Source organism: Anaeromyxobacter terrae (assembly GCF_022690685.1).
Classification (GTDB): domain Bacteria; phylum Myxococcota; class Myxococcia; order Myxococcales; family Anaeromyxobacteraceae; genus Anaeromyxobacter; species Anaeromyxobacter terrae.
The window spans coordinates 25,864-46,263 of sequence record NZ_JALCYY010000015.1 but is presented as its reverse complement, the minus strand read 5'-3'; the positions used below and the strand labels follow the sequence as shown (position 1 = coordinate 46,263).

Here is a 20,400-nt window from a genome sequence, read left to right as displayed (position 1 = left end):
GTCCGGGTCGCGCCTGGGAAGGGCGCCTCCTAACATCGAGGCATCCTCTTTCCGGGCCGGCCGCGCTGCTGGCGAGGGGAGGGAGCGAGGGGGTACCAGGTGGCTCGATTGCTATCAGTGAACGTAGGCGTGCCCCGCGACGTCGCATGGCACGGCCAGACCGTTCACACGTCCGTCTGGAAGGCGCCCGTGGCTGGCCGGCGCATGGTGAGGCGGCTCAACATCGACGGCGACAGGCAGGGCGACCTGGCCGGTCACGGGGGCGAGCAGCGGGCGGTGCTCGTCTACCAGCTCGACTCGTACCGATTCTGGGAGAGGGAGCTCGGGCGGAGTGGCTCCACCTTTGGGCAATTCGGCGAGAACCTCACGGTCGATGGCCTGCCCGACGACGAGGTGTGCATCGGCGACCGGTATCGCGTCGGGGGAGCGATCTTCGAGGTGACGCAGCCACGCGTGACCTGCTACCGCGTCGGCATCCGCATGAACGAGCCCCGGATGCCCGCGCTGCTCGTCTCGAGCGGCAGGCCCGGGTTCTACATGCGCGTGCTCCAGGAGGGCGAGGTCTCGGCGGGCGACGAGATCGTCAAGGTGGCCGATGGCCCCGAGCGCATGACGGTCGCGCGGGTGAACGCGCTCCTCTACCTGCCCGGCCACGTCCGCGCGGACCTGGAGCGGGCGCTCCGTATCCCGGCGCTCAGCCCGGGCTGGAGAGGATCCTTCCAGGCCATGCTCGAGCACGAGGGAAGGATCGCAGGGACGCCCGCCGGCAACCCCGGGCTCGACCCTACGTCATCGGCCCCACCTGCATGGCCGGGCTTTCGCCCGCTCCGGATCGCGCGCATCGCCCGGGAGAGCAGCAGCGTCGCATCCATCGAGCTCGAGCCCGCCGACGGGTCCCCCCTCGTTGCCGCGCTGGGGGGACAGTTCGTGGTGCTGCGGCTTCGGCCCACTCCTGGATCGCCTCCCGTGCTGCGCAGCTATTCGCTCTCCGGCGCGCCGAGCGCCGAGCGCTACCGCGTCAGCGTCAAACGCGAGCCCCATGGCGTGGCGAGCACCTACCTCGTCGACCGCGCTCGCGTGGGCGATCGGGTGGAGGTGAGCGCGCCCCGGGGTACGTTCACCTTGCGTGACGGCGAGGGCCCCGTCGTCCTGCTCAGCGCCGGCGTGGGAGCGACGCCGGTGCTGGCGATGCTCCACGTGCTGGCGGCGGAGGCGTCGCGGCGGGACGTGTGGTGGCTGTTCGGGGGACGCAACCGTGACGACCACCCGTTCCGCGAGGAGTCCCGCGGCCTGCTCCGTGCGCTCCTCGGCGGGCACTCTCACGTCCGCTACAGCAGGCCGCGCCCGGAGGACGTGCCCGGGGTCGATTTCGACGCCCCCGGACGTCTCACCCTCGCCGCTCTCGAGGAGGTGGGCGTTCCCCGGGATGCGGACTTCTACCTGTGCGGCCCTCCCGCGTTCCTCCGCGACCTGACCGGCGGCCTCGCGGGGTGGGGAATCTCCCGCGGCCGCATCCATACCGAAGTGTTCGGGCCCGGCGAAGCGATGACGCCGGGGATCGCTCCCGCCGTCGCCCGCACGCCGCACCCGCCCCTCGGATCGCCCGGGCCGGGACCGCTCGTCTCCTTCGCCAGGAGCGGGCTCGCCGTCCCCTGGAACCCGTCGCTCGGCAGCCTGCTCGAGCTGGCGGAGGCCTGCGACGTGCCGGCGAGGTGGTCGTGCCGCACGGGCGTCTGCCACAACTGCCAGAGCGGGCTCATCTCGGGAAAGGTGGGCTACGACCCCGAGCCGCTCGACCCTCCCGCGGCCGGCAGCGTGCTCATCTGCTGCTCGAGGCCCGCCGGAGACGTGATCATCGATCTCTGAACGCGCCGAGGGTAGGGGGTGTCCTCGAGGCGGAACTCGCGGTGACGCGCGGCGCCCACGGCTCGTGGGCGGCCGGTCCCGACGACCTCGAGCCGAGCTCGGCGATCCCGAGCGCGGCCAGCGTCCGCGCGGTGCTCGAGAGGTCCGGCGCTACTTGTCGCGATACGTGATGCGGCCGCGAGTCAGGTCGTACGGCGACAGCTCCAGCTTGACCCGGTCGCCCGTGATGATGCGGATGTGGAACCGCTTCATCTTTCCGGACGCGTAGGCCAGTACGGTCGGGCCCTGATCGACCTTCACGCGGTACATGCCGCCGCACGCCTCTTCCACCTTGCCCTGCACTTCGATACCGGCTTCCTTCTCGCTCATCTCTCTCCTTCTCGTTGAGTCCATCGGATGACGACGCCGCGCCTCGCCACGGCGCCGTCGGCGCGTTACGCGAGGGGCGGCACTCTACACCCAATCCCTGGAACGCGTCCGACTGGGCGCCGGTCGTTCCCGAGGCTCGTTCCGGTGGCCGCCGCCACGGCGTGATGAGCCCTCGGGAGGCAGGCCGTCTAGCCCCAGCAGCTTCTTCTGCGTGCGCTGAATCGACGACGCCGGGTGCTGCCGCGGGCGAGCGTCTCCCGGCAGGCGCGGCGGAACGACACGGTCCGCGATCGTTGGCGGTCGAGCTCTGGAAAGCTCGACTGCAGGGAGTGTCGCGGGCGATCGTCCGAACCCGTCCTGCCCCTTTACGCATCACCGATCGCGGCGGACAGTTTTCCGTGAATCCATCCACGGAGCGTTCACCAGAGCACCAGAAGCCTTGCGGTCGGGGGGGTCCCATGACGTCGCCGGACGAGAGGAAGCCCGAGGCGGGGTTGACGCGGAGAAGCCTGTTGAAGGGGTCCGGCCTCGCGCTGGGAGGCCTCGCCATCGCCGGATCGGGGATCGGCCGGGCGGCGAGCCAATGCACCCTGGACACGGGCGACTGCTATCCGACGCCGGAGAAGCGGGACGCCTACACCTTGTTCTCCGAGGAGCTGGACACCGTCACTCCCCCCCTGAGGCCGGCGGGGATGGACGAGCTGCGAATCACGTTCATGGGATCGGGGTTCCCTCCCGCCAGGCCCGCGCAGGAGATGATGAGCGTGTTCGTGGAGGTCGGCCCGGGGTCCAACGGCACGGCGCCGGACCAGTTCATCTTCGACTGCGGCAGCGGCGTCATGGGCAACTACACCGCCATGAACGTCGGCTTCAAGAAGATGGACAAGGTCTTCCTGAACCACCTGCACGGAGACCACATGTCGGACCTGACCTGCATCTACACCTTCGGGCCGGCGACCGACCGCAAGAAGCCGCTCTACGTCTGGGGCCCTGGACCTTCGCGCGTCAAGAGCCCGACGCCGCCTCGCAGGCTGTACGACGACGGTACGACCGCGCTCTGCAGGAACCTCAGGGAAGCGTGCAGGTGGCACACCGAGAGCTTCAGCTTCCTGCCGACGGCGGTGGAGGAGTGGCGAGACGAGACGCCGAAGTGGGGCCTGCCCGTCGCTGCCGTGAACGTCGGAGACGACCCGCCCGGTGATGGATTCGCGCTGTACGCGATCGAGCTGGACTGGACTCGCGTCGGCGTCGCCTACGAGAACCACGAGACGGGCGTCAGGATCACGCACTTCCCGGTGGTCCACGCGCGGAAGGGATCCGTCGGCTACAAGCTGGAGTGGAATGGGCTCAGCATGATCTATACGAGCGACACCAGGCCCGAGACGATGTGCGTCCAGCAGGCCAGCAGCAAGGAGACCGAAGGCAAGGGCGTGGACGTGTTCATCCACGAGATGGTGCCGCCGCCGGAAGCGAGCGTCGTGAAGGCGCTGCGCCTGCCAAGGGTCCCCGACCCGGTCCTCCAGCCGGAGCTGTACGAGCAATTCCAGAAGCATGTCGCCCTGGCGGCCACGGTCTACGAGAACTCACACACGCCGCAGGGAGCGTTCGGGTATCTCCTCAACCAGATCGACGTCCATCCGCGGCTCACGGTCGCGGCCCACTTCACGGTCGCCGACGACACGATCGCCTGCGCGAAGAAGAGCGTCTGGAGTCACTGCAAGGAGTGGATCCAGTGGCTGGGAAAGGACGCGATCGGCGGCGCGACGCGCGGGTACATGACGTGGGCGTGCGACCTGATGGTCATCACGGTCACGAAGGACGAGATCAAGCAGTACCGCGCCGACGTCGACCCCTTCGCGATGAGTCCGCTGTCGAGCTACGACGGCACCGCGCTGCCACCGAAGTACCCGAGTCCCACCGCTGCCATCGACACGACGAACGTCATCCAGCCGGGGCCCGATACGTACTGCGAGAGCGGCTACTGACGCGGTCCCAGCTCCGCGCGCAGCGGTTACCCAGGCGAGCGACGGCTAGGAACGCGGAGCCCCGAAGCTCCGCTCGAACAGCCCGCGGATCGCCGCGCGGCCGTCGTCGGACAGGGATCGCGTGCCGGCGCCCGCGAACCGCTCGCGCGTGATGGCAGGCGGCTCCTCGGCGACCCAGTCCCGCTCATCCCACCGGAGCCAGCGCTTCCGCTCCTGGTCGAACAGGTGGACCGGCTTTCCCCATTGCCGCGCCAGCTCGACCGCCCAGCCCGTCCCGCCGTGGGCGGTCTTGTCAGGGTTGACGGCGCCGACCGAGAACACCTCGCCCGCCGTGCTCACCTGGTGCCAGATGGCCTGGAGCACGCGCCGCAGCTCCGACGACTCCGGAAACGCACGGTGCATGTGCGCCTTCAGGTAGGCGTCGCTGACCTCGCCCACGCCGAGCTCGTCCTCGCTCAGCTCGACGAGCCCGCGCGTCCGGGCGACCTCGTGACGGCCGCGGAACGTGAAGTTCACTTCTCGGACGCCCCAGCGCTCGGCGCAGGCGCCGAACTCCTCCTCGGCGCCCGTGGACCCGCTCGCGAGCAGCGTGAACGACTCCGGGGAGAGCTCGTCCGATGGAGGCTCCTCGCCGTCCTCGGGCAGCCGGAGCGTGCCGCCCTCGAGCACGAGCGCGACGTCGGACGCGGGAAACCGCTCGAAATCCTTCAGCAGCGTCAGCCGGGCGCACCGGCCATGGGGCTCGAGGAGGATGCCGACGTCGACGAGCGCGGCGCAGTCGTCCGGCACCGGGGCCATGCGTCGGGCACGACCGGCCTCGCCGATTCGCGCGTCGCGCGCGGTCATCCAGAGCTCGGCCCCGATGTCGGCCGCGCTCGCCTTGACCGCGGCGACCGTCGCGCTGCACCCGGGATCTTCCCAGTCGAAGCCGTCGACGAGGATGGTGCAGGGCGCGACCTCGAGGTGCGCCTGGAACGCAGCCAGCGCCTCGTCGAGCCCTCGCGCGCTGAAGGTGCCTTCCACCGACGCCCAGATGAGCCGCCGGTGGGCGATGGACTCGCGCACGCCCCGCCGGTCGGCCAGGTCGACGCGCTCGGCGAGCTCCTCGAAGTGCGCGTCGTAGCGGGCGGAGACGTGCTCCACGGATTGCCCGACCGCGACGTGAAGGACGGGCTTCTCGCGCAGCAGGGCGTCGAGCCCGATCTGCACGAGGCACGCGGACTTCCCGACGCCCGCGGGCGCCATGATCAGGCCGAGGTGACCCTTGCCGAGCCCGCCGTGGATCGAGCGGTCGAGGACCCGCAGCGGGCTCTGGAGGATCGCTTCCTTCCGGATCATGGCGCCGGACGGGATCTACTTCTTGCCGCCCTCCGCGGCCTTCTTGCCGGCCGCCTTCGACATGAGCTCCTCGGCCATCGCCGCCGGAACCGGCAGGTACCGGGAGAACTCCATGCTGAACTCCGCCTTGCCCTGCGTCGAGGAGCGGAGCGTCGTGGAGTACCCGAACATCTCGGCGAGCGGCACCTCGGCCTCGACCCGGACGAGCCCGCCGTCCTCCTGCGAGCCGACGATCATCGCGCGCCGCTGCATGAGCGTGCCGAGGACGCCGCCCGAGAACTCGGCCGGCGTCTCGACGACGACCCGCATGATCGGCTCGAGCAGGCGCGGCTTCGCGCGATCGAAGCCCTCGCGCCAGGCGCCGCGCGCGGCCTCCTGGAACGCGATGTCGGACGAGTCGACCGCGTGGCTCGCGCCGTCGTTGATGACGACGCGCACGTTCACCACGGGGAAGCCGAGGAGCCTCCCCTTCGCGATCATCGAGCGGAAGCCCTTCTCGACAGAGGAGATGAACTCGCGGGGGATCGAGCCGCCCACCACGTCGTCGACGAACTCGAACGCCTGCTCGCAGGGCTCGATGTAGCCGCACACCCGGCCGAACTGCCCCGACCCGCCGGTCTGCTTCTTGTGCGTGTAGGCGAATTCGGCGCGCTGGCTCACCGTCTCGCGATAGGCGACCTGCGGCGGGGACACCTCGACGAGCGCGTTGTACTCGCGCTTCATGCGCTCGATGTAGACCTCGAGGTGCAGCTCGCCCATCCCGCGGATGATCGTCTCGCTGCTCTCCTCGTCGATACCGGCGCGGAACGTGGGGTCCTCGCGGGTGAAGCGCCGGAGCGCCTTCCCCATGTTGACCTCGCTCTTCGAGTCGGCCGGCTTGATGGAGAGGGAGATCACCGGATCCGGCACGTGCATCGAGGTCATGTTGAGCTTGACCTTGCCGTCGGTGAACGTGTCGCCCGAGTTGCACTCGATCCCGAACATCGCGACGATGTCGCCGGATCCAGCGGCGTCGATGTCCTCCATCTCGTCGGAGTGCATGCGCACGAGCCGCCCGACCCGGTGATCCTTCTTCGTGCGCATGTTGGTGATGAACATGTCGCGCGAGAGCTTGCCCTGGTAGATGCGCAGGTAGGTGAGCTGACCGTACCGGCCGTCCTCGAGCTTGAACGCGAGCGCCACGGTCGGCTTGTCGTTGTCGATCGAGAGCACGACCTTCGCCTCGTCGGCGGCGAGATCGTGGGCCTCGTTGACCACCTCGGTGGGGTCGGGGAGGTAGTCGACGACGCCGTCGAGCAGCTTCTGGACGGCCTTGTTCTTGTACGCCGAGCCCATGAACACGGGCGTGAGCTTCAGCGCGATCGTCCCCTTGCGGATCGCCGCCTTGATGAGCGCCTCGGTGACCCGCTCCTCGAGGATCGCCTCGGTCAGCTCGTCGGAGAACATCGACGCGGCGTCGAGCATCTCCTCGCGCGCCCTGGACGCCTCCGCCAGCAGCTCGGCGGGGATCTCGGACTCGCTGATGACCTCGCCGTCGTCGCCGCTGAAGCGGACCGCCTTCATCGTCACGAGGTCGACGACGCCCTCGAACTTGTCCTCGAGGCCGATCGGGAGCTGCATCAGCACGGGGTTGTGCTGGAGCTTCTCGCGGAGCTGGTCCTTCACCCGGAGCGGGTTCGCGCCGGACCGGTCGCACTTGTTGACGAACGCGACGCGCGGCACCTTGTAGCGCCGCATCTGGCGGTCGACGGTGAGCGACTGGCTCTGGACGCCGGCGACGGCGCAGAGCACCAGGATCGCGCCGTCCAGGACGCGCAGCGACCGCTCGACCTCGATGGTGAAGTCGACGTGCCCGGGGGTGTCGATGATGTTGAAGTGGAGCCCCTTCCACTCACAGTGCGTCGCGGCCGAGGCGATGGTGATACCGCGCTCGCGCTCGAGCTCCATCGAGTCCATCTTGGCGCCGACGCCGTCCTTGCCCTTCACCTCGTGAATGGCGTGGATCCGGTTCGTGTAGAAGAGGATCCGCTCCGTCAGCGTGGTCTTCCCGCTGTCGATGTGGGCCGAGATCCCGATGTTCCGGAGCTTCGAGAAATCCGTGTACACGTCGTACCTCCACCTGCGGGGGCGTACCGACCAGCATGCGCGAATCGGTGCGCGGCGCCGCTTGGCCATCCGCCTGGCCAGCATGGACGCCGCTCGTGTCGAACCCGTCGCGCGTCGCTGGAATTTCTCTCCAGCGGGCCGACCGGTGCGGAAACATGCGCCCTTCACCCACTCGACGGCGTCGCGCGCGCGCGCAAACTTGCACAACCGGTGGCGTTTCGCAACTCGGCGCGCAGGTCGGTGCTGGAGGGCGCCTCGGGACCCTCGGAGCGGCCGGCCGAGGACCCCGCCCGCGCGAGCAGGGCAGCCGCCCGGCGTCACGCCGCCTAGCGGTTCACGAGCGTCGCGGGGCGTGCTGTACGACCGGACGCGGGGCGCCGACACCGCGCGGCGCAGCAGAGGTCTACCGGCGCTTCGGCGCGCATCCTGACCGAGGGCCGCAGCAGTCGTCGCGAGCCCACTCGTCGTGGGCGCTGCGGCCCGGCTCCTCGAACGACGTGCAGTCCCCCGGCGCGGCGGACTGCGCCCGGACCTTCGTCGTCGGTTCCTTCGACGCCATCATCCGCCGGCACATGTCGGCCGGGCTGAACTCGCCCGCGCCGCACATCCTCTCCATCATCTGCTGCATCATCGACGGAACATCCATCGGCTCCTGCGTCGGCTTGGCTCCGTTTTCCATCGTCTTCTCCGTCAGTTCGGGTTGCGAAGCAGCTTCCGGACGTCCTCCTTCAAGCTCTCGACCTCGCGCTGCAGGCCCGAGACATCTCCGGAAGAGTGCCGGCGCCGGCCCATGCATCCGAAGCCACGGGAACAGACGAAGAACATCACTCCCATGAGGACGAGACCGATCAGCGGAAGGATCCACGCGTAGGCAATTCCGGTCGTTCCCCAGTATCCGCACCACGGCATGCGACTACCTCCCTCGACTTCGCATCATTCGTGTTCCGGCGCTTCACCCGCGTCGCTGCATCCGCGCTGTCGCCTCGCGTCCCAGGTCCTCCCTGCCCTCGACGGATATCGGCGGAGTGCGGGTTCGTCTTCTGCGTGGACGAACCGGGGACCTGAAAGGATACGGGTGATCGTCTACTTGCCGCGGACCAGCGAGACGAGGCCACCGCTCTTGGGCGCGCAGGCGAACTCGTTCTGCTCGTCGCGGTCGAAGTCGCAGGCGCGCTCCAGCGCAAGCTTCAACGCCCGGCGCGCGCGATGAAGCCGGATCTTGGCGGCTCCGAGTGAGATGCCGAGCGCATCGGCCAGCTCGCGGTCGCTGAACCCGCGAAGCTCCCCGAGCAGGATCGCCGCGCGCTGGCTCGAGGGAAGCTGCTCGACAATCCCCAGGATGCACTCCCGCATTCGCGAGCGGTCGAGCTCGTCGTCGAGAGAACGCTCTTGCGCCGCGTCTGCGGAGAGCGCCGCGTCCAGCGGATCAGCGCCGTCGTCCTCGTCCTCGAGAGCGGCTCGCCGCCCGGCGCTCCTCAGTCGGTCGATGGCCACGTTCGTCGCGACGCGGTAGAGCCACGTCAGGACGCGCGAGTCTCCCCGGAACGTGCCGATGGTGCGCTGAGCCTTCTCGAAGACGTCTTGCGCGAGGTCCTCGGCCTCGGTCGTGCCGACGAGGCGTGCCAGGTAACGGCGGATGCGGTCGCCGTAGTCCCTGTGGAGTCTCTCGATGGTGAGCCCAGCCGGTTCAAAGCTCATGACCGTTTGGTCCTGCTCTTCGCGTCTGGCGCAGCACGGCCCGACGGGTGTCACGACGATTCTCTCGAGTGTGCCCTCATGATCCCTCGAGCGGTGGTGAAGGGACAACCAGCCAGCATGCACCGTCCGGGCGTCCGCCCAGTCTGTCAGCTGCCCGGCTGACTGCGCGCCTATCAGAGCGTCGCAGTCCCGAGCGTGCGCCGGCTCGGCATGACGGCGCCGGGCGGACCGGAGTGAGCAGGCTGCAGGCTACTTCAGCGGGAACGCCCGGAACGTGACCGCCGTCGTCGTCACGCTCGTCGACACGGTATGCGTGAGCAGGAAGAGCGTGCTCCCGTCCTCGCTCACGGCCATCGCGTAGGGGGACTCGTTCGAAGCGATGGCGAAAGGGAGCGCCGTCGCGTCAGTCGTGTAGGGCGGCGCGCCGGCGATGTCCGTGCGGCGAAAGGTCCAGTACCAGGCGGAGGTCGTCGGGTTCTGCGCAAACGCGAGCGTGTAGAGCGTTGCGCCGTCGGGCGAGACGGCGACGGTCCTGACGCCCGGCTCCGGCAGGCTCACCATCCCGAGCAAGTTGAAGTCGCGGTCGTAGACGGCGGCGTCGACCGCGAGGCGGCCGCCGTCGCCGCTCACGCTCCAGTCCTTCGAACCCCACGGATCCGCTCCGATGGGCCGTGACCGAAACGCGACGTCGGCGACGTCGTAGGACGACATCCCGTACGTGCCGTCGTCGTCCACGATGATCCGGCTCCGGTCGCGGGTGACGAGGACGATCGGATGGTACGCCGACACGTACACGCCGCTCGTCAGGCTCGGGTACCAGATCGTGCGGGCGAACTGGTCCGAGTTGATGACGAGCACGCGGCCGTCGTTGAGGCCCGCCGCGATGCTGTAAGACATGTTGTACGCCGGATAGCTCGTCTGCTTGATGACCGCGAGTGTCACGGGGTCGAGCTCATAGAAGATCTGGGCCGGGGAGCCGCTGTACCCGGACGTGACGAGCAGGGTCTTGCCGTCGGCGGGCACGTACGCACCGGTCACGTTCGGCGCCTGGAACGTGTCCTGGGTCCAGGTCCCGCTGGCGAACCTGAGCCGGCGGATCTCGGGGCCGCCCCCGAAGAGCAGCACCGCCTGGCGCTCCGGGTCGAGAGTCATCTTCGTCGGCGCGTTCGTCAGCGGCAGGGAGGCCGCCACCGACGCGTAGCCGGGGTCGGCGAGGACGACCAGCTCGGACGTGGCGCGCGCGACGCCGAACGAGTTCGCGATCGACACCGGCACGCGACCCGCTGCCGCCTGCAGCGGAGCCTGGACGCGGATCTCGGTGTCGCTCACGACCGTCCCCGTCACGGTGTCCGGCCCGAGGAGCACGGGGAGCGTCCCGCCGGCCCCGAAGCCGCTGCCGCGGAGGATGACGGCGGGAGCGCGGCCGGCCCAGGTGGTGTACGGGGCGACGTGCGTCACGTCCGGCAGCGAGATGTTCACGCTGGCCTGGACCGTCGCGCCCGCGACGCGGGCGTCGTCGGCGGTGAGCGCGACGGTCCCGACCTGCGCGCCGTTCGCCAGGCCCGCGAGCGCCGAGACGGGGACCGCGAGCGTCAGGTTCCCGCCGTCCGCCGCGGACGAGGGCGTCACCTGGAGCCACGCGGCCGGAGTGGTCGCGTGCCAGTCGCCGTGCCCCGCGAAGGCCTCGCCGAGGTTGCTCGAGACCGCCGCGGTGCGGGCGAGGTCGGCCGAGGTCGCCGCGACGCCGATCGACCACGAGACGGTCGGGGGGGCCGTGAGCGCGGGCGAGAGCGCGACGGTGAGCGACACCGGCACGGACGCCGTCGTGGCGCCGCCCTGGGTCGTGGCGATCGTGATCGTCGCGGTGTAGGGGCCGTTTGCGAGCGCCCACAGCTTCGCCGGGTCGAGCCGCACGACGAGGCTCGCGTCGGCCGCGAGGTCGCCCGAGGCGGGGATCACGGACAGCCAGTCCGCGGTGCTCGTCGCCTGCCACGCGCGGCTGGCCCCGGTCGCGGCGTCGAGCTGCGTGTGGAGCGCGAGGGGGAGGTCGAGGCTCGCCAGCGTCGCCGCCTCGGTCACGCGCGTCGTGAGGGTGCCGCTCAGCGTGAACGCGGGCGCGACCTGGTACGTGAGGTAGATCCTCGCGCGCGACGCGCCGGCGCCGTCCTTCACGACGAGGGTCGCGTGGTAGGTCCCCGGCGGGCGCGGCGCGGCCTCGACCTGCACGTCGGCGGAGGCGCTCGCCAGCGTGCCGGAGGTCGCGGGGAGGACGACCCAGTCCGACGGGGCGCCGCCGGAGGACTCGACGGCGAGCGTCCACGCCTTGGGCAGCACGTCGGACGTGAGCGTGATCGTCTTCGCCGCCGGGGCGACGCCGTCGAACGCGGAGAAGGAGAGCGACGTCGCGGAGGCCTGCAGGCCGGCGCTGACCACGTACTCGACGGGCACGTCCTTCCACACGACGCTGCTGCCGTCCTGCTTGCCGGTGACGAGCCGCACGGTCGTGCGGTAGGCGCCGGGCGCGAGCGACGTCGTGCTCACCCGGACCGAGAGCGTCGCCGAGGAGGCGGTCGAGGTGGCCACGCTCACGGACAGCCAGCTCGGCGCGCTGACGCCCGGGGGATAGCCGACGACGAGCCCGTCCCCGACGAACCTCGCCGTGAGCGTCTTCGCTGCCGGAGTCGTGGCATTCTGGTCCGCCGCGAACGCGAGCGCCGTCGGGGCGACCTCGAGCGAGTATCCGCCGCCGCCGAGCGTGCCGCCGCCACCCGTGTTGCCGCCGTCGCTACCGCCGCTGCAGGCGACCGAGACCGCGAGGACGGCGGCGCCGAGAGCGGCGGGCCAGGCGCGGCCGCGGGAAGGATTCGGAGCCATCGGCGTTCCCCCTGACGCGCTCGCGCCGAGAGTCCTGGCGAGCGGGCGCCCAGCATACTTCACTGACCGTCGCGAGCCACTCGAAGTGTCGCAGCGCGATGTGCGAGCGTCGCCCCGCGCACCCCGTCCGACACCGGTCCCGAGACGGCTCCCGGCGAGCGTCGTCAGGCGCTGCGCGACGCGCCGCCTGCGCGCGGACGGTCCGCTACGCGCGAACGGGTCGTGGTCCTCTCCTCCGCGCTGGGTACCTTCAATCTGAGACGACGAAGCCCCCGAGAACCGGGGGCTTCGAGGAGGCGCCAGGAACCGAATGACGGGTGCCCGCGTCGGACGAGGAGCAGTTACCGCACGGCCTGCGGCTCGCCATAGATGAAGTCGTCCATCACGACGATGTCACGGTCCGGTTCGTCATTCGGCCCCGGCGCCACGTCACCGGTCGTGATCCGCAAGCTCGCGATCACCGGTGCAGCGAAGCGGATGCCGTAAAAAGACAGACTCCCATCGCCTGGCGAGGCGGGGACGAAGCTGCTGAACAGCAAGTTGCCGTCGATGTCGAAGTACTCGATCAGCGTGCTGGCGCCACGGTCTCCTTGCTTCTTGCCAGGTCCGCTCCCATCCGGCCGATCGACGTCAGCGAACACCGCGCCGAAGCCACTGACCGTCGCCGGAACGGTCCCGTTCGTGCCAGGTACGAAGAACGAGGCCTCGGTGATGTTGCTGCCCACGGGCGTGAAGAGGCGCGACGGGCTGAAGGTCTTGAAGATGGTGCCGTACGTCGGATTGTCGAAGAGGCCCGCGAGGCCGCCCTGGGGTCCGCCCGATGGCGGAGCCTGCGAAAGGCCCGTCCCCGGCGTGGTGAACTGGGCGCCGCGTGTGTTCAGGAACACGTTGAACGGCGTGACCGGAGCCGTGGTCGTGTCGACGCCGCCCCCACCGTCCCAGTTGATCTCGCGGCGACCGCTGGCGAGCGGCCCTGCCGTGTTGCCGTTGGGCGCTCCCAAAGCGGCGCGGTACGCATCGATCGTGCCCTGAATCGAGGCGGCGCTCGGCCCCGCCGCCTGGAATACCAGCGGGGGGACGAAATCTCTCGAAGTGTTGCCCTGCGCTTGCGCCGGCTCCGAAGGGAGCCACGTCATGGCCGTCAGCACGACGAAGCCAGCCACGACCGAGCGAGAACCATGGGTCTTCATTCGCTATCACCTTTCCGTTGCATGTCGATGCGCTGCGTCCTCGCGCGCTCGACGTTCCGCGAACGGGGCGGGCGCAACTCGTCCCGCTGCCTGCATGGAGAGCGAGACCTCGTGCACCCAGTACGCGCGCGGACTCCTCCGGTTACGAGCGCGGCGCGCCGGGCGCATCGAGAACAGGGGTCAGCTCGCGCCTCCCGCGTCGTCCAACCGGGGAAAACCCCGCTTCGAGGAACCACGATGAGCGAGCGAAGAAAGATCGAGCGCAGGCCCCGTCAACTCGAGCCGATCCGCGAGCGTCTGTTGGGCGCAGTCACCGCCGCCGTCTGGCCTTTCGTGCGGCGCTCGTCGGCTGCGGGATCTGGCGTTTCCGCCCGGCTCGCGTAAACCTCTCTCCGATGCCGACGACCGAACGACACCTCCTCCTCGTGCGCCACGGCGAGACGGACTGGAACGCCGCCGGGCGGTGGCAGGGCCAGACGGACGTGCCGCTCAACGCAACCGGACGGGCGCAGGCGTTCGCGCTCGCGGCGCGGTTGCGCGCCGAGGGCGTCCGCGCGATCGCGTCGAGCGACCTCTGCCGCGCCCGCGGCACCGCGGAGATCGTGGGCGAGGCGCTCGGGCTCGAGGTCGCGTTCGTGGACCCGGACCTGCGCGAGCGCGCCTACGGCAGCTGGGAGGGCCTGACCCGGTGCGAGTGCGAGGCACGGTTCCCGGAGGAGTGGGCGCGCCACGTCTCGGATCCACGCGCTCCGCCGCCCGCCGGCGAGTCCACGGACGCGCTGCTCGCGCGCATCGTCCCGGCGGTCCACCGGGCCGCCGAGCGCCTCGAGTCGCCGGCCGTCGTCGTGACCCACGGCGGCGTGATGCGGGCGTTCCTCGCCGCCGCGCTCGGCGTCGCCCCGGGGCCCGCGCCGGTCGCCCCGCCACCCTTCATCCCGAACGGAGGCGTGTGGCGGGTGCGCCTCGTGGCGGGCCGCATCGTCGGGGCGGCGGCCCTGGACGGCGTCGAGCGCTGAGGGTCGCGCCGCTCCCGCGGGTTCGAGTTATGGGCATCAGGGGATGTCTCCGCCTCGAGCGGTCATCCCGTGGAGGAGCGCATGACTGAGCCGAAGCCGACGAGACCGCCGATCGCCGTCGAGGCGGCCGCGACACCCTCACGCACGGGTGCGCTCCTCGTGCCTGAACCCTTCGCGACGCTGTTGTCGCGGAGAGTGAAACACGCCCTCGGTGACCCCTTCGGCTTGAAGGCTTTCGGCGTCAACCTCGCACGGTTTGCCGCGGGAGATGTCTCGGCGCTCCACCACCGCCACACCTTGCAGGACGAGTTCGTCTACGTCCTCGAGGGCCACCCGACACTCGTCACCGACGGCGGCGAAGTGATCCTGTCTCCGGGTATGTGCGCTGGGTTCCCGGCGAACGGACCGGCGCATCACCTCGAGAACCGCACCGAGCACGACGTGCTCGTCCTGGAGGTCGGTGACCGTGCCCCCGGAGACCAGGTGGTCTACCCGGTCGACGACCTCATGCTGGTGGTTGGCCCCGACGGGAAGCGGCGCTTCACGCACAAGGACGGAACGTCCTACTGAACCTGCCCCTCTCGTCACCGTAGGCGCAGGATTCGGTTTTCCCCCGCGATGCTTGCAGAGTTCGGAAAGCCCCGAGCAGCCTTCAGGTTGAAGCAGCTCTCCGTCGAGGGGGACGCGGCTTGGGGGCTGAGCCTCCGCCGCATTGCGTTTCCCCTCGCGCGACGCAGTTGCTAGAACTCCCGACATGACTTCCCGAGGTTGCCTGCACGCACGCGCCGTGTTCGCGAGCTTCGCGGTCCTCGCGAGCCTCGGCGCGCGCGCGGTCGAAGCGCCGCGACTGGCGTGGGTCGCGATCGAGGGCGGCGTGTACGAGGTCGGCGGCGCCGAGTACTACCTCGACGCGTACCGTATCCAGGCGCGCGCCACCCAGGGCGAGTACGAGCACGACGTCTGCGAAGCGCCGAGGCCCGAGGAGTGGCTCGTCGCGGCGAGGCAGCGCGGCTTCACTGTGGGCAACGCGTTCGAGTACCTCGCCGAGCCCCCCGAGGAGCCGTGCGCGTACTCGGCCGAGAGCCTCGAGGCCGAGGGGGTCGAAGGCTGGGTGCACTTCGCCGGCCTGGGCGAGCACCTCGGAGCCGAGACGAAGGTGGTCGCCGGCGGGAAGGAGCCGCGTGAGACCTGGGTGAAGGTGCACCAGAACCCATGGTCCTTCTGGGGTGACGAGTACAAGCCATCGCCTCGGGCGTGGCGATGCGTGGAGCGCGTGACGCCGCGGCGCGAGAAGGCCTTCGTGCAGGCGTCGCGCCTGAAGCTCCGCGCGAGGCGCGCGACCGACGGCGCCGTGCTCGCCGACGTCCGGATCGGCACCGAGGTCGCCATCGCGCACCGCGCAGGGAACTGGGTCTGGGTCGAGGCTCCCGGCCACGGCGTGGTCATGGAGTGCGTCCGGCGCGGCTGGGCGATGGCCGCTTTCCTGGGCCCCGAGAAGCCGGACGCGGACGCGCTGCTCGCGGAGGGCAGGAAGCTCCTCGACGAGGGCGATGCCGCGCTGGCCGTTCCCAGGCTAGAGCGCGCCGCCGCGCTGCGCCCCGAGGATCGCGCGATCCTGCAGCTCCTCGCGCGCGCCCATCGCAAGGCTGGAAACGCGCGGGAGGCGGACGAGCTGGAGCGGTACCTCGCGAAGCCCGCGGACCGCCGGAAGCCGTGAAGCTGCCCAGAGCGCAGGCGGGTGAAGACGCGGTCGTCCACGGCGAACGGCCGTGAGGCCGGCTACGTGCCGACCTCCATCGTTCGGGGCCACCCAACCGCCCATGCGTTGACCTGTTCCGGCGTGCGGCCGATCAGCGCAAAGTCCGTGTCGAAGGCCGGTCGCAGGGATGTTTCCCTGTCGTTTGACACCATGAGACACACCCGCATCATCGTCACGCACTACGGCGGGCCCGATGCACTTCGGGTGATCGAAGAAGAGCGCCCCGAGCCGAAGGCGGGTGAAGCCCGGGTGAGCGTGCTGGCCGCAGGCGTCTCCTTGCCCGACATCATGGCGCGCGAGGGCGTTCATCCCGAGACGCCCGCTGTGCCCTTCACGCCGGGGTGGGATCTGGTCGGCGTGGTGGATCGGCTCGGCGCCGGTGTCTCTGGAGTCCAGCCAGGCCAGACGGTTGCCGCGATGCCGATCCACGGCGCGTACGCGGAGTTCGTCTGCCTGCCGGAACACGAGCTGGTTCCTGTGCCAGCCGGTTTGGACGCCGCCGAGGCCGTCTGCCTCGTGCTGAACTACATCACGGCGTACCAGATGATGCACCGTTCCGCGAAGGTGAGACCGGGCCAGCGCGCGCTGATTCACGGCGCGGCAGGCGGGGTCGGGACGGCTCTATTGCAGCTTGGGCGCCTCGCCGGGCTGGAGATGTACGGAACGTGTTCATCGCGAGGAGCGCCGGCCGTTTCGAACCTTGGCGGCATTCCGATTGATTACCAGCATCAAGACTTCGTGAAGGAAGTTCACCGCCTCACGGGTGAGGGCGTGGACGTCGTCTTCGACCCTATCGGCGGTGCTCACCTCTGGCATTCCCGCCAGGCTCTCCGTCCTGGCGGGAGGGTGGTGGGCTATGGCCTCAGCAGCTCGATTCGCGGGGAGGGATTGACCTCACGTCGTCCAGGTCGTCGTCAACGCTTTCGTGGAACTGCCATGTTCGCGTTGTACATCGCCGGCGGCTGGCTTCTCCCGGGCCGGAGGCGGGTGGTCCCCTACAGCATCCAGACGCTCAAACGGCTGAAGCCGGCGTGGTTTCGACAGGACTTGATCACTCTGCTCGACCTCCTTCAACAGCGAAAGATCGAGCCGCTCATCGCGCAGCGATTTCCTCTTGTCGAGGCGAGACAGGCGCAGGAGCTGCTCGGTAAGGGAGGCGTGACCGGCAAGGTCGTGCTCGTGCGCACCGATTCACCGCTCCAGTCGGGAGCGCCGTAATGACGGCACGCATCGGACCGCGTCCGCGCCGCCGCTCATGCCCGAGCGTCCAGTCTCGATGGGGGGCGGCCCCGCTCCATGACTTCCGCAATGGTGGCGCACGAGCGCCGCCCGACTTCACGACGTCAGAAGCAGAGCGGCGCGTCGCGAAGAGCGAGGATGTGGACCTCCGTTCGATCATCGCTGCCCGTCAGGCCCGCCGCTGACGGAGATCATCAGCCACTCGCCGTTCTTCCGTAGATAGACCTCGCTCCAGCGGCCGGGCACATTCTTCGAGTCCGCGCCGGCCTCGACCTCGGCCACGTAGCTGTAGTGGACGACCCCGACGATCCCGTCGAAGATCGTGATCCGCAGCGGGGTCAGCCTGTAGCTCAGGACCCGCGGCGACGACGGCCCTGCTGACGCCACCGCCGCCTCCCTGTCGTGCGGCTCGGGCTGCCCGGTGACCCAGCCCGTGTAGCTCGCATGGAGCGCGCAGCGGACGGGCGCCGTCTCTCGCGTCAAGGACAGCTTCCACAGCGCGTCGACACGCGACCAGAGTTGCGCCTGTTCCTCGCTTAGTTGGTCGAGATCCATGGCCGTGCCTGCCTTGGAGACCACGCCCTCAGCGGTCGAACGTGTGGCGCGCCGCAGCGAGTCGCCTGCGGAGCTCGGTGACGGAGCTCGCAGCCGCGGGGTTCGTGCCGAGTGTCCCCAGGGCTTCCTCGACCGAGTCGAGCTCGAGCGAGACCCCCGTGCGGAGCAGGGTTCGCCTGAACGCGCTCTGGAACGCCGGATCGGATCTGAGCTCCGTCTCCCCGAGCGCCTGGGCCTTCGCGATGAGCTCGCTCAGGATCGCGACGGACTGGCGTACGTTCGCGGTCGAGCCGAGCGCGCCGGATCTCGTGAGCGTCCGGACCTCCGAGATGCTCGTCACGAAGCGCCGGAGCGCCACGGCCTGCTCGGCGTTCCGCGGCTGGTGCATCATGCTCTGCGCGGCACCCATGATCGTGAAGGGCGCGAGCGCGGCGTGGTCGAGGACCGGCCGGCCCGAGATCACGCCGCCGAGCGTCAGCCCCATCAAGGCGAGGCCGCCCATGCCGTGCACGAAGTGCAGCAACGCGCCCTCGATCGTGAAGAGCTCGTGCACGACGGCGCGCAGGGGCGAGAGCCCGAGGCCGGCGGCTGCGACCAGGGCCAGCGTGGATTCGGTCGACGCGCCTTGCAGCTTCAAGTGCTCGTACGCGGCGAACGAAACCGCGGCGGCGACGAGCAACGCGCAGTGGAGGAGGAATCGGCGCACCAGGGCGCGTGCTCGTCCGGCGGCAGGAGCGGGCGTCGGCGTCGCTCGAGCGGGCGCCGGGACCGCGATGGCCCTCGGCTTCGAGAACATGCGCGATGCCTATCGGCGCGCCGAACCATCGGCCGCGCCCGGAAGAGGGCTCTCGTCATCTCGCGCCGGGCGTGGTGCTCCCTGACCGAACTGGCGGCACTCCGCCCGATGCTTCGGCGGGAGGGCGAAGGTTTGCGAGCCAAGCCGCATCGGAGCCAGGTGCGCCGGGCGAGTCATCTGCGGAGCAGCCAGGGCTGACGACACCGGGACGCCGAGCGGGGGGCCCCGCTCGCGCGGCTTGCCCGCGCACCCGCATCCGGTCTATTCGGGAGGCGTGGATCGTGCCCGCTAGCCCGAGTCGCCGCGTCCGCCCGCCGAACGGCAGGTGACGCGCCCGTCCGGATCCCGCCACCTCCGTCGAGGGGCGCGGATCCCGTCCGTCACTCGCGCTCTCGAGGTTAGCCGTGGTCCATCCCGAGCTCATCGGCTTCGGTCCCTTCTTCTCTTCCCAGCTCACCGTGGAGGAGCTCCAGTCCTCCCTCGTCGGCCGCGCGGTCGCGGATCGCGGCCGCAGCCTCCTCGTCCAGTTCCCGGACGGCGCCCACCCGGTCGTCGTCCCGGGCCGGCTGCGCGCCGAGGGCGTCCTCCCGGTGGTGGGCGACTTCGTCGTCGCGAGCCCAGGGCCCGCTCGCACCGTCACGCGCGTCCTCGAGCGCCGCACCTGGCTCTCCCGTAACGTCGCGGGCGGCGCGACCGCGGAGCAGGTGCTCGCCGCCAACGTGGACGTCGTGTTCGTCGTGCAGGGGCTCGACGAGGGCCCGAACCCGCGCCGCCTCGAGCGGACGCTCGCGGCGGTGCATGCGGGCGGCGCGGAGCCGGTGATCGTCCTCACGAAGCCGGACCAGGCGGAGGACCTCGCCGCTGCTCTCGCCGAGGCCCGCGCCGCCGCGCCCGCCGTCGAGGTCGAGGTCGCATCCGGGCTCACGGGCGAGGGCGTCGCCGCGCTCGCGGCGCGCCTGCGCCCGGACCGCACCGCCGTCCTCGTGGGCCCCTCCGGCGCGGGGAAGTCCACCCTCACGAACGCGCTCCTCGGCCGCGAGGCGCAGCGCACCGCTCCGGTGCGGGCCTCCGACGACCGCGGCATCCACACGACGTCGGGCCGCGAGCTCTTCCCGCTGCCCGGCGGCGGTGCGCTGGTGGACGGCCCGGGGATCCGCGAGCTGCGGCTCTGGGACGCGAGCGGGCTCGAGGCGACGTTCGAGGACCTCGCCGCGATCGCGGCGCGCTGCCGGTTCCGGGACTGCTCGCATGGCACCGAGCCGGGGTGCGCCGTCCGCGAGGCGACCGCCGACGGCCGCATCGACGCTGCGCGCGTCGAGAGTCACCGCAAGCTCGCGCTCGAGCTCGCGCGGCAGGCGGAGCGGCGCGAGGGCGGCGCGGCGCGGGCGGAGCGCGAGCGGTGGAAGGCGGTGTCGAAGGAGCTGCGCCGTCTGTCGCGCGAGCGGAGGCGCTGAGGGTGTGGGCTTGCTCCGGTTCGCCGGCCTGCGGACGAGCGAACTTCGCCTCCGCGGCCGAGTTCCGCGCGCTGCTCTCGGCCAACCTTCAAGCGCGCGACTCCCACGAGCGCTGCTCCTTGCAGGCGATTAACGCGACGACTCCGGCAGCGAGG

At 70.4% G+C, this 20,400-nt stretch carries 16 protein-coding genes; 7 read left to right on the top strand and 9 right to left on the bottom strand.

All coding sequences use genetic code 11. The annotated features are described in order from the left end of the window. Positions 1–129 precede the first annotated feature (129 nt). Positions 130–1,866 carry an MOSC domain-containing protein gene (locus MNY62_RS08980; protein ID WP_242343813.1) on the top strand — a complete coding sequence of 579 codons (1,737 nt, stop codon included), beginning with the start codon at positions 130–132 and terminating at the stop codon, positions 1,864–1,866. Between the two features lie 150 nt (positions 1,867–2,016). Here MNY62_RS08980 and infA read toward each other — a convergent pair whose 3' ends face one another. Beyond that, on the bottom strand, positions 2,017–2,235 hold the full coding sequence (gene infA / locus MNY62_RS08975) for a translation initiation factor IF-1 (protein ID WP_242343812.1): 219 nt from the start codon (positions 2,233–2,235) through the stop codon (positions 2,017–2,019). Between the two features lie 512 nt (positions 2,236–2,747). On the opposite strand from infA, the gene MNY62_RS08970 reads away from it, so the two are divergent. Then, positions 2,748–4,220 carry a hypothetical protein gene (locus MNY62_RS08970; RefSeq protein ID WP_242343811.1) on the top strand — a complete coding sequence of 491 codons (1,473 nt, stop codon included), beginning with the start codon at positions 2,748–2,750 and terminating at the stop codon, positions 4,218–4,220. Between the two features lie 45 nt (positions 4,221–4,265). Here the strand turns inward: MNY62_RS08970 and MNY62_RS08965 are convergent, their stop codons facing one another. The 6 genes from MNY62_RS08965 to MNY62_RS08940 all read right to left on the bottom strand — a co-directional run bounded on the left by MNY62_RS08965 (position 4,266) and on the right by MNY62_RS08940 (position 13,426). Beyond that, positions 4,266–5,558 carry a hypothetical protein gene (locus tag MNY62_RS08965; RefSeq protein ID WP_242343810.1) on the bottom strand — a complete coding sequence of 431 codons (1,293 nt, stop codon included), beginning with the start codon at positions 5,556–5,558 and terminating at the stop codon, positions 4,266–4,268. A 15-nt stretch (positions 5,559–5,573) separates the two neighbouring features. Next, positions 5,574–7,664 carry an elongation factor G gene (gene fusA / locus MNY62_RS08960; RefSeq protein ID WP_242343809.1) on the bottom strand — a complete coding sequence of 697 codons (2,091 nt, stop codon included), beginning with the start codon at positions 7,662–7,664 and terminating at the stop codon, positions 5,574–5,576. Positions 7,665–8,067: 403 nt separating this feature from the next. Beyond that, the gene (locus tag MNY62_RS08955; RefSeq protein ID WP_242343808.1) at positions 8,068–8,343 is read right to left on the bottom strand and encodes a hypothetical protein; all 276 of its coding nucleotides are present in this window, start codon (positions 8,341–8,343) and stop codon (positions 8,068–8,070) included. 404 nt (positions 8,344–8,747) lie between these two features. After that, positions 8,748–9,416 (bottom strand): RNA polymerase sigma factor, encoded by a 669-nt coding sequence (locus tag MNY62_RS08950; RefSeq protein WP_242343807.1) that lies wholly within the window; start codon positions 9,414–9,416, stop codon positions 8,748–8,750. 195 nt (positions 9,417–9,611) lie between these two features. Then, a complete protein-coding gene (locus tag MNY62_RS08945) occupies positions 9,612–12,236 on the bottom strand; it encodes a BACON domain-containing protein (protein ID WP_242343806.1) in 2,625 nt (874 codons plus the stop codon). 341 nt (positions 12,237–12,577) lie between these two features. Beyond that, positions 12,578–13,426, bottom strand: a complete 849-nt coding sequence (locus MNY62_RS08940) for a hypothetical protein (protein ID WP_242343805.1) — start codon at positions 13,424–13,426, stop codon at positions 12,578–12,580. A 395-nt stretch (positions 13,427–13,821) separates the two neighbouring features. Here MNY62_RS08940 and MNY62_RS08935 point away from each other — a divergent pair, with 395 nt between their 5' ends. From MNY62_RS08935 to MNY62_RS08920, 4 genes are all read left to right on the top strand, one after another. Beyond that, a complete protein-coding gene (locus tag MNY62_RS08935) occupies positions 13,822–14,442 on the top strand; it encodes a histidine phosphatase family protein (RefSeq protein WP_242343804.1) in 621 nt (206 codons plus the stop codon). Positions 14,443–14,523: 81 nt separating this feature from the next. Continuing rightward, entirely contained in the window at positions 14,524–15,012 is a 489-nt protein-coding gene (locus MNY62_RS08930; RefSeq protein ID WP_242343803.1) for a cupin domain-containing protein, read from the top strand. 184 nt (positions 15,013–15,196) lie between these two features. Further along, positions 15,197–16,159: a tetratricopeptide repeat protein gene (locus tag MNY62_RS08925; protein ID WP_242343802.1), complete on the top strand. Its 963-nt coding sequence runs from the start codon at positions 15,197–15,199 to the stop codon at positions 16,157–16,159. 66 nt (positions 16,160–16,225) lie between these two features. After that, a complete protein-coding gene (locus MNY62_RS08920; RefSeq protein WP_242343801.1) occupies positions 16,226–17,419 on the top strand; it encodes a medium chain dehydrogenase/reductase family protein in 1,194 nt (397 codons plus the stop codon). A 177-nt stretch (positions 17,420–17,596) separates the two neighbouring features. Here MNY62_RS08920 and MNY62_RS08915 read toward each other — a convergent pair whose 3' ends face one another. Together MNY62_RS08915 and MNY62_RS08910 are read right to left on the bottom strand one after the other, a co-directional pair. Then, entirely contained in the window at positions 17,597–17,995 is a 399-nt protein-coding gene (locus MNY62_RS08915) for a nuclear transport factor 2 family protein (RefSeq protein WP_242343800.1), read from the bottom strand. Positions 17,996–18,023: 28 nt separating this feature from the next. Further along, entirely contained in the window at positions 18,024–18,701 is a 678-nt protein-coding gene (locus tag MNY62_RS08910) for a hypothetical protein (RefSeq protein WP_242343799.1), read from the bottom strand. Positions 18,702–19,195: 494 nt separating this feature from the next. Here MNY62_RS08910 and rsgA point away from each other — a divergent pair, with 494 nt between their 5' ends. Then, on the top strand, positions 19,196–20,245 hold the full coding sequence (gene rsgA, locus MNY62_RS08905) for a ribosome small subunit-dependent GTPase A (RefSeq protein ID WP_242343798.1): 1,050 nt from the start codon (positions 19,196–19,198) through the stop codon (positions 20,243–20,245). The last annotated feature ends 155 nt before the right edge of the window (positions 20,246–20,400 follow it).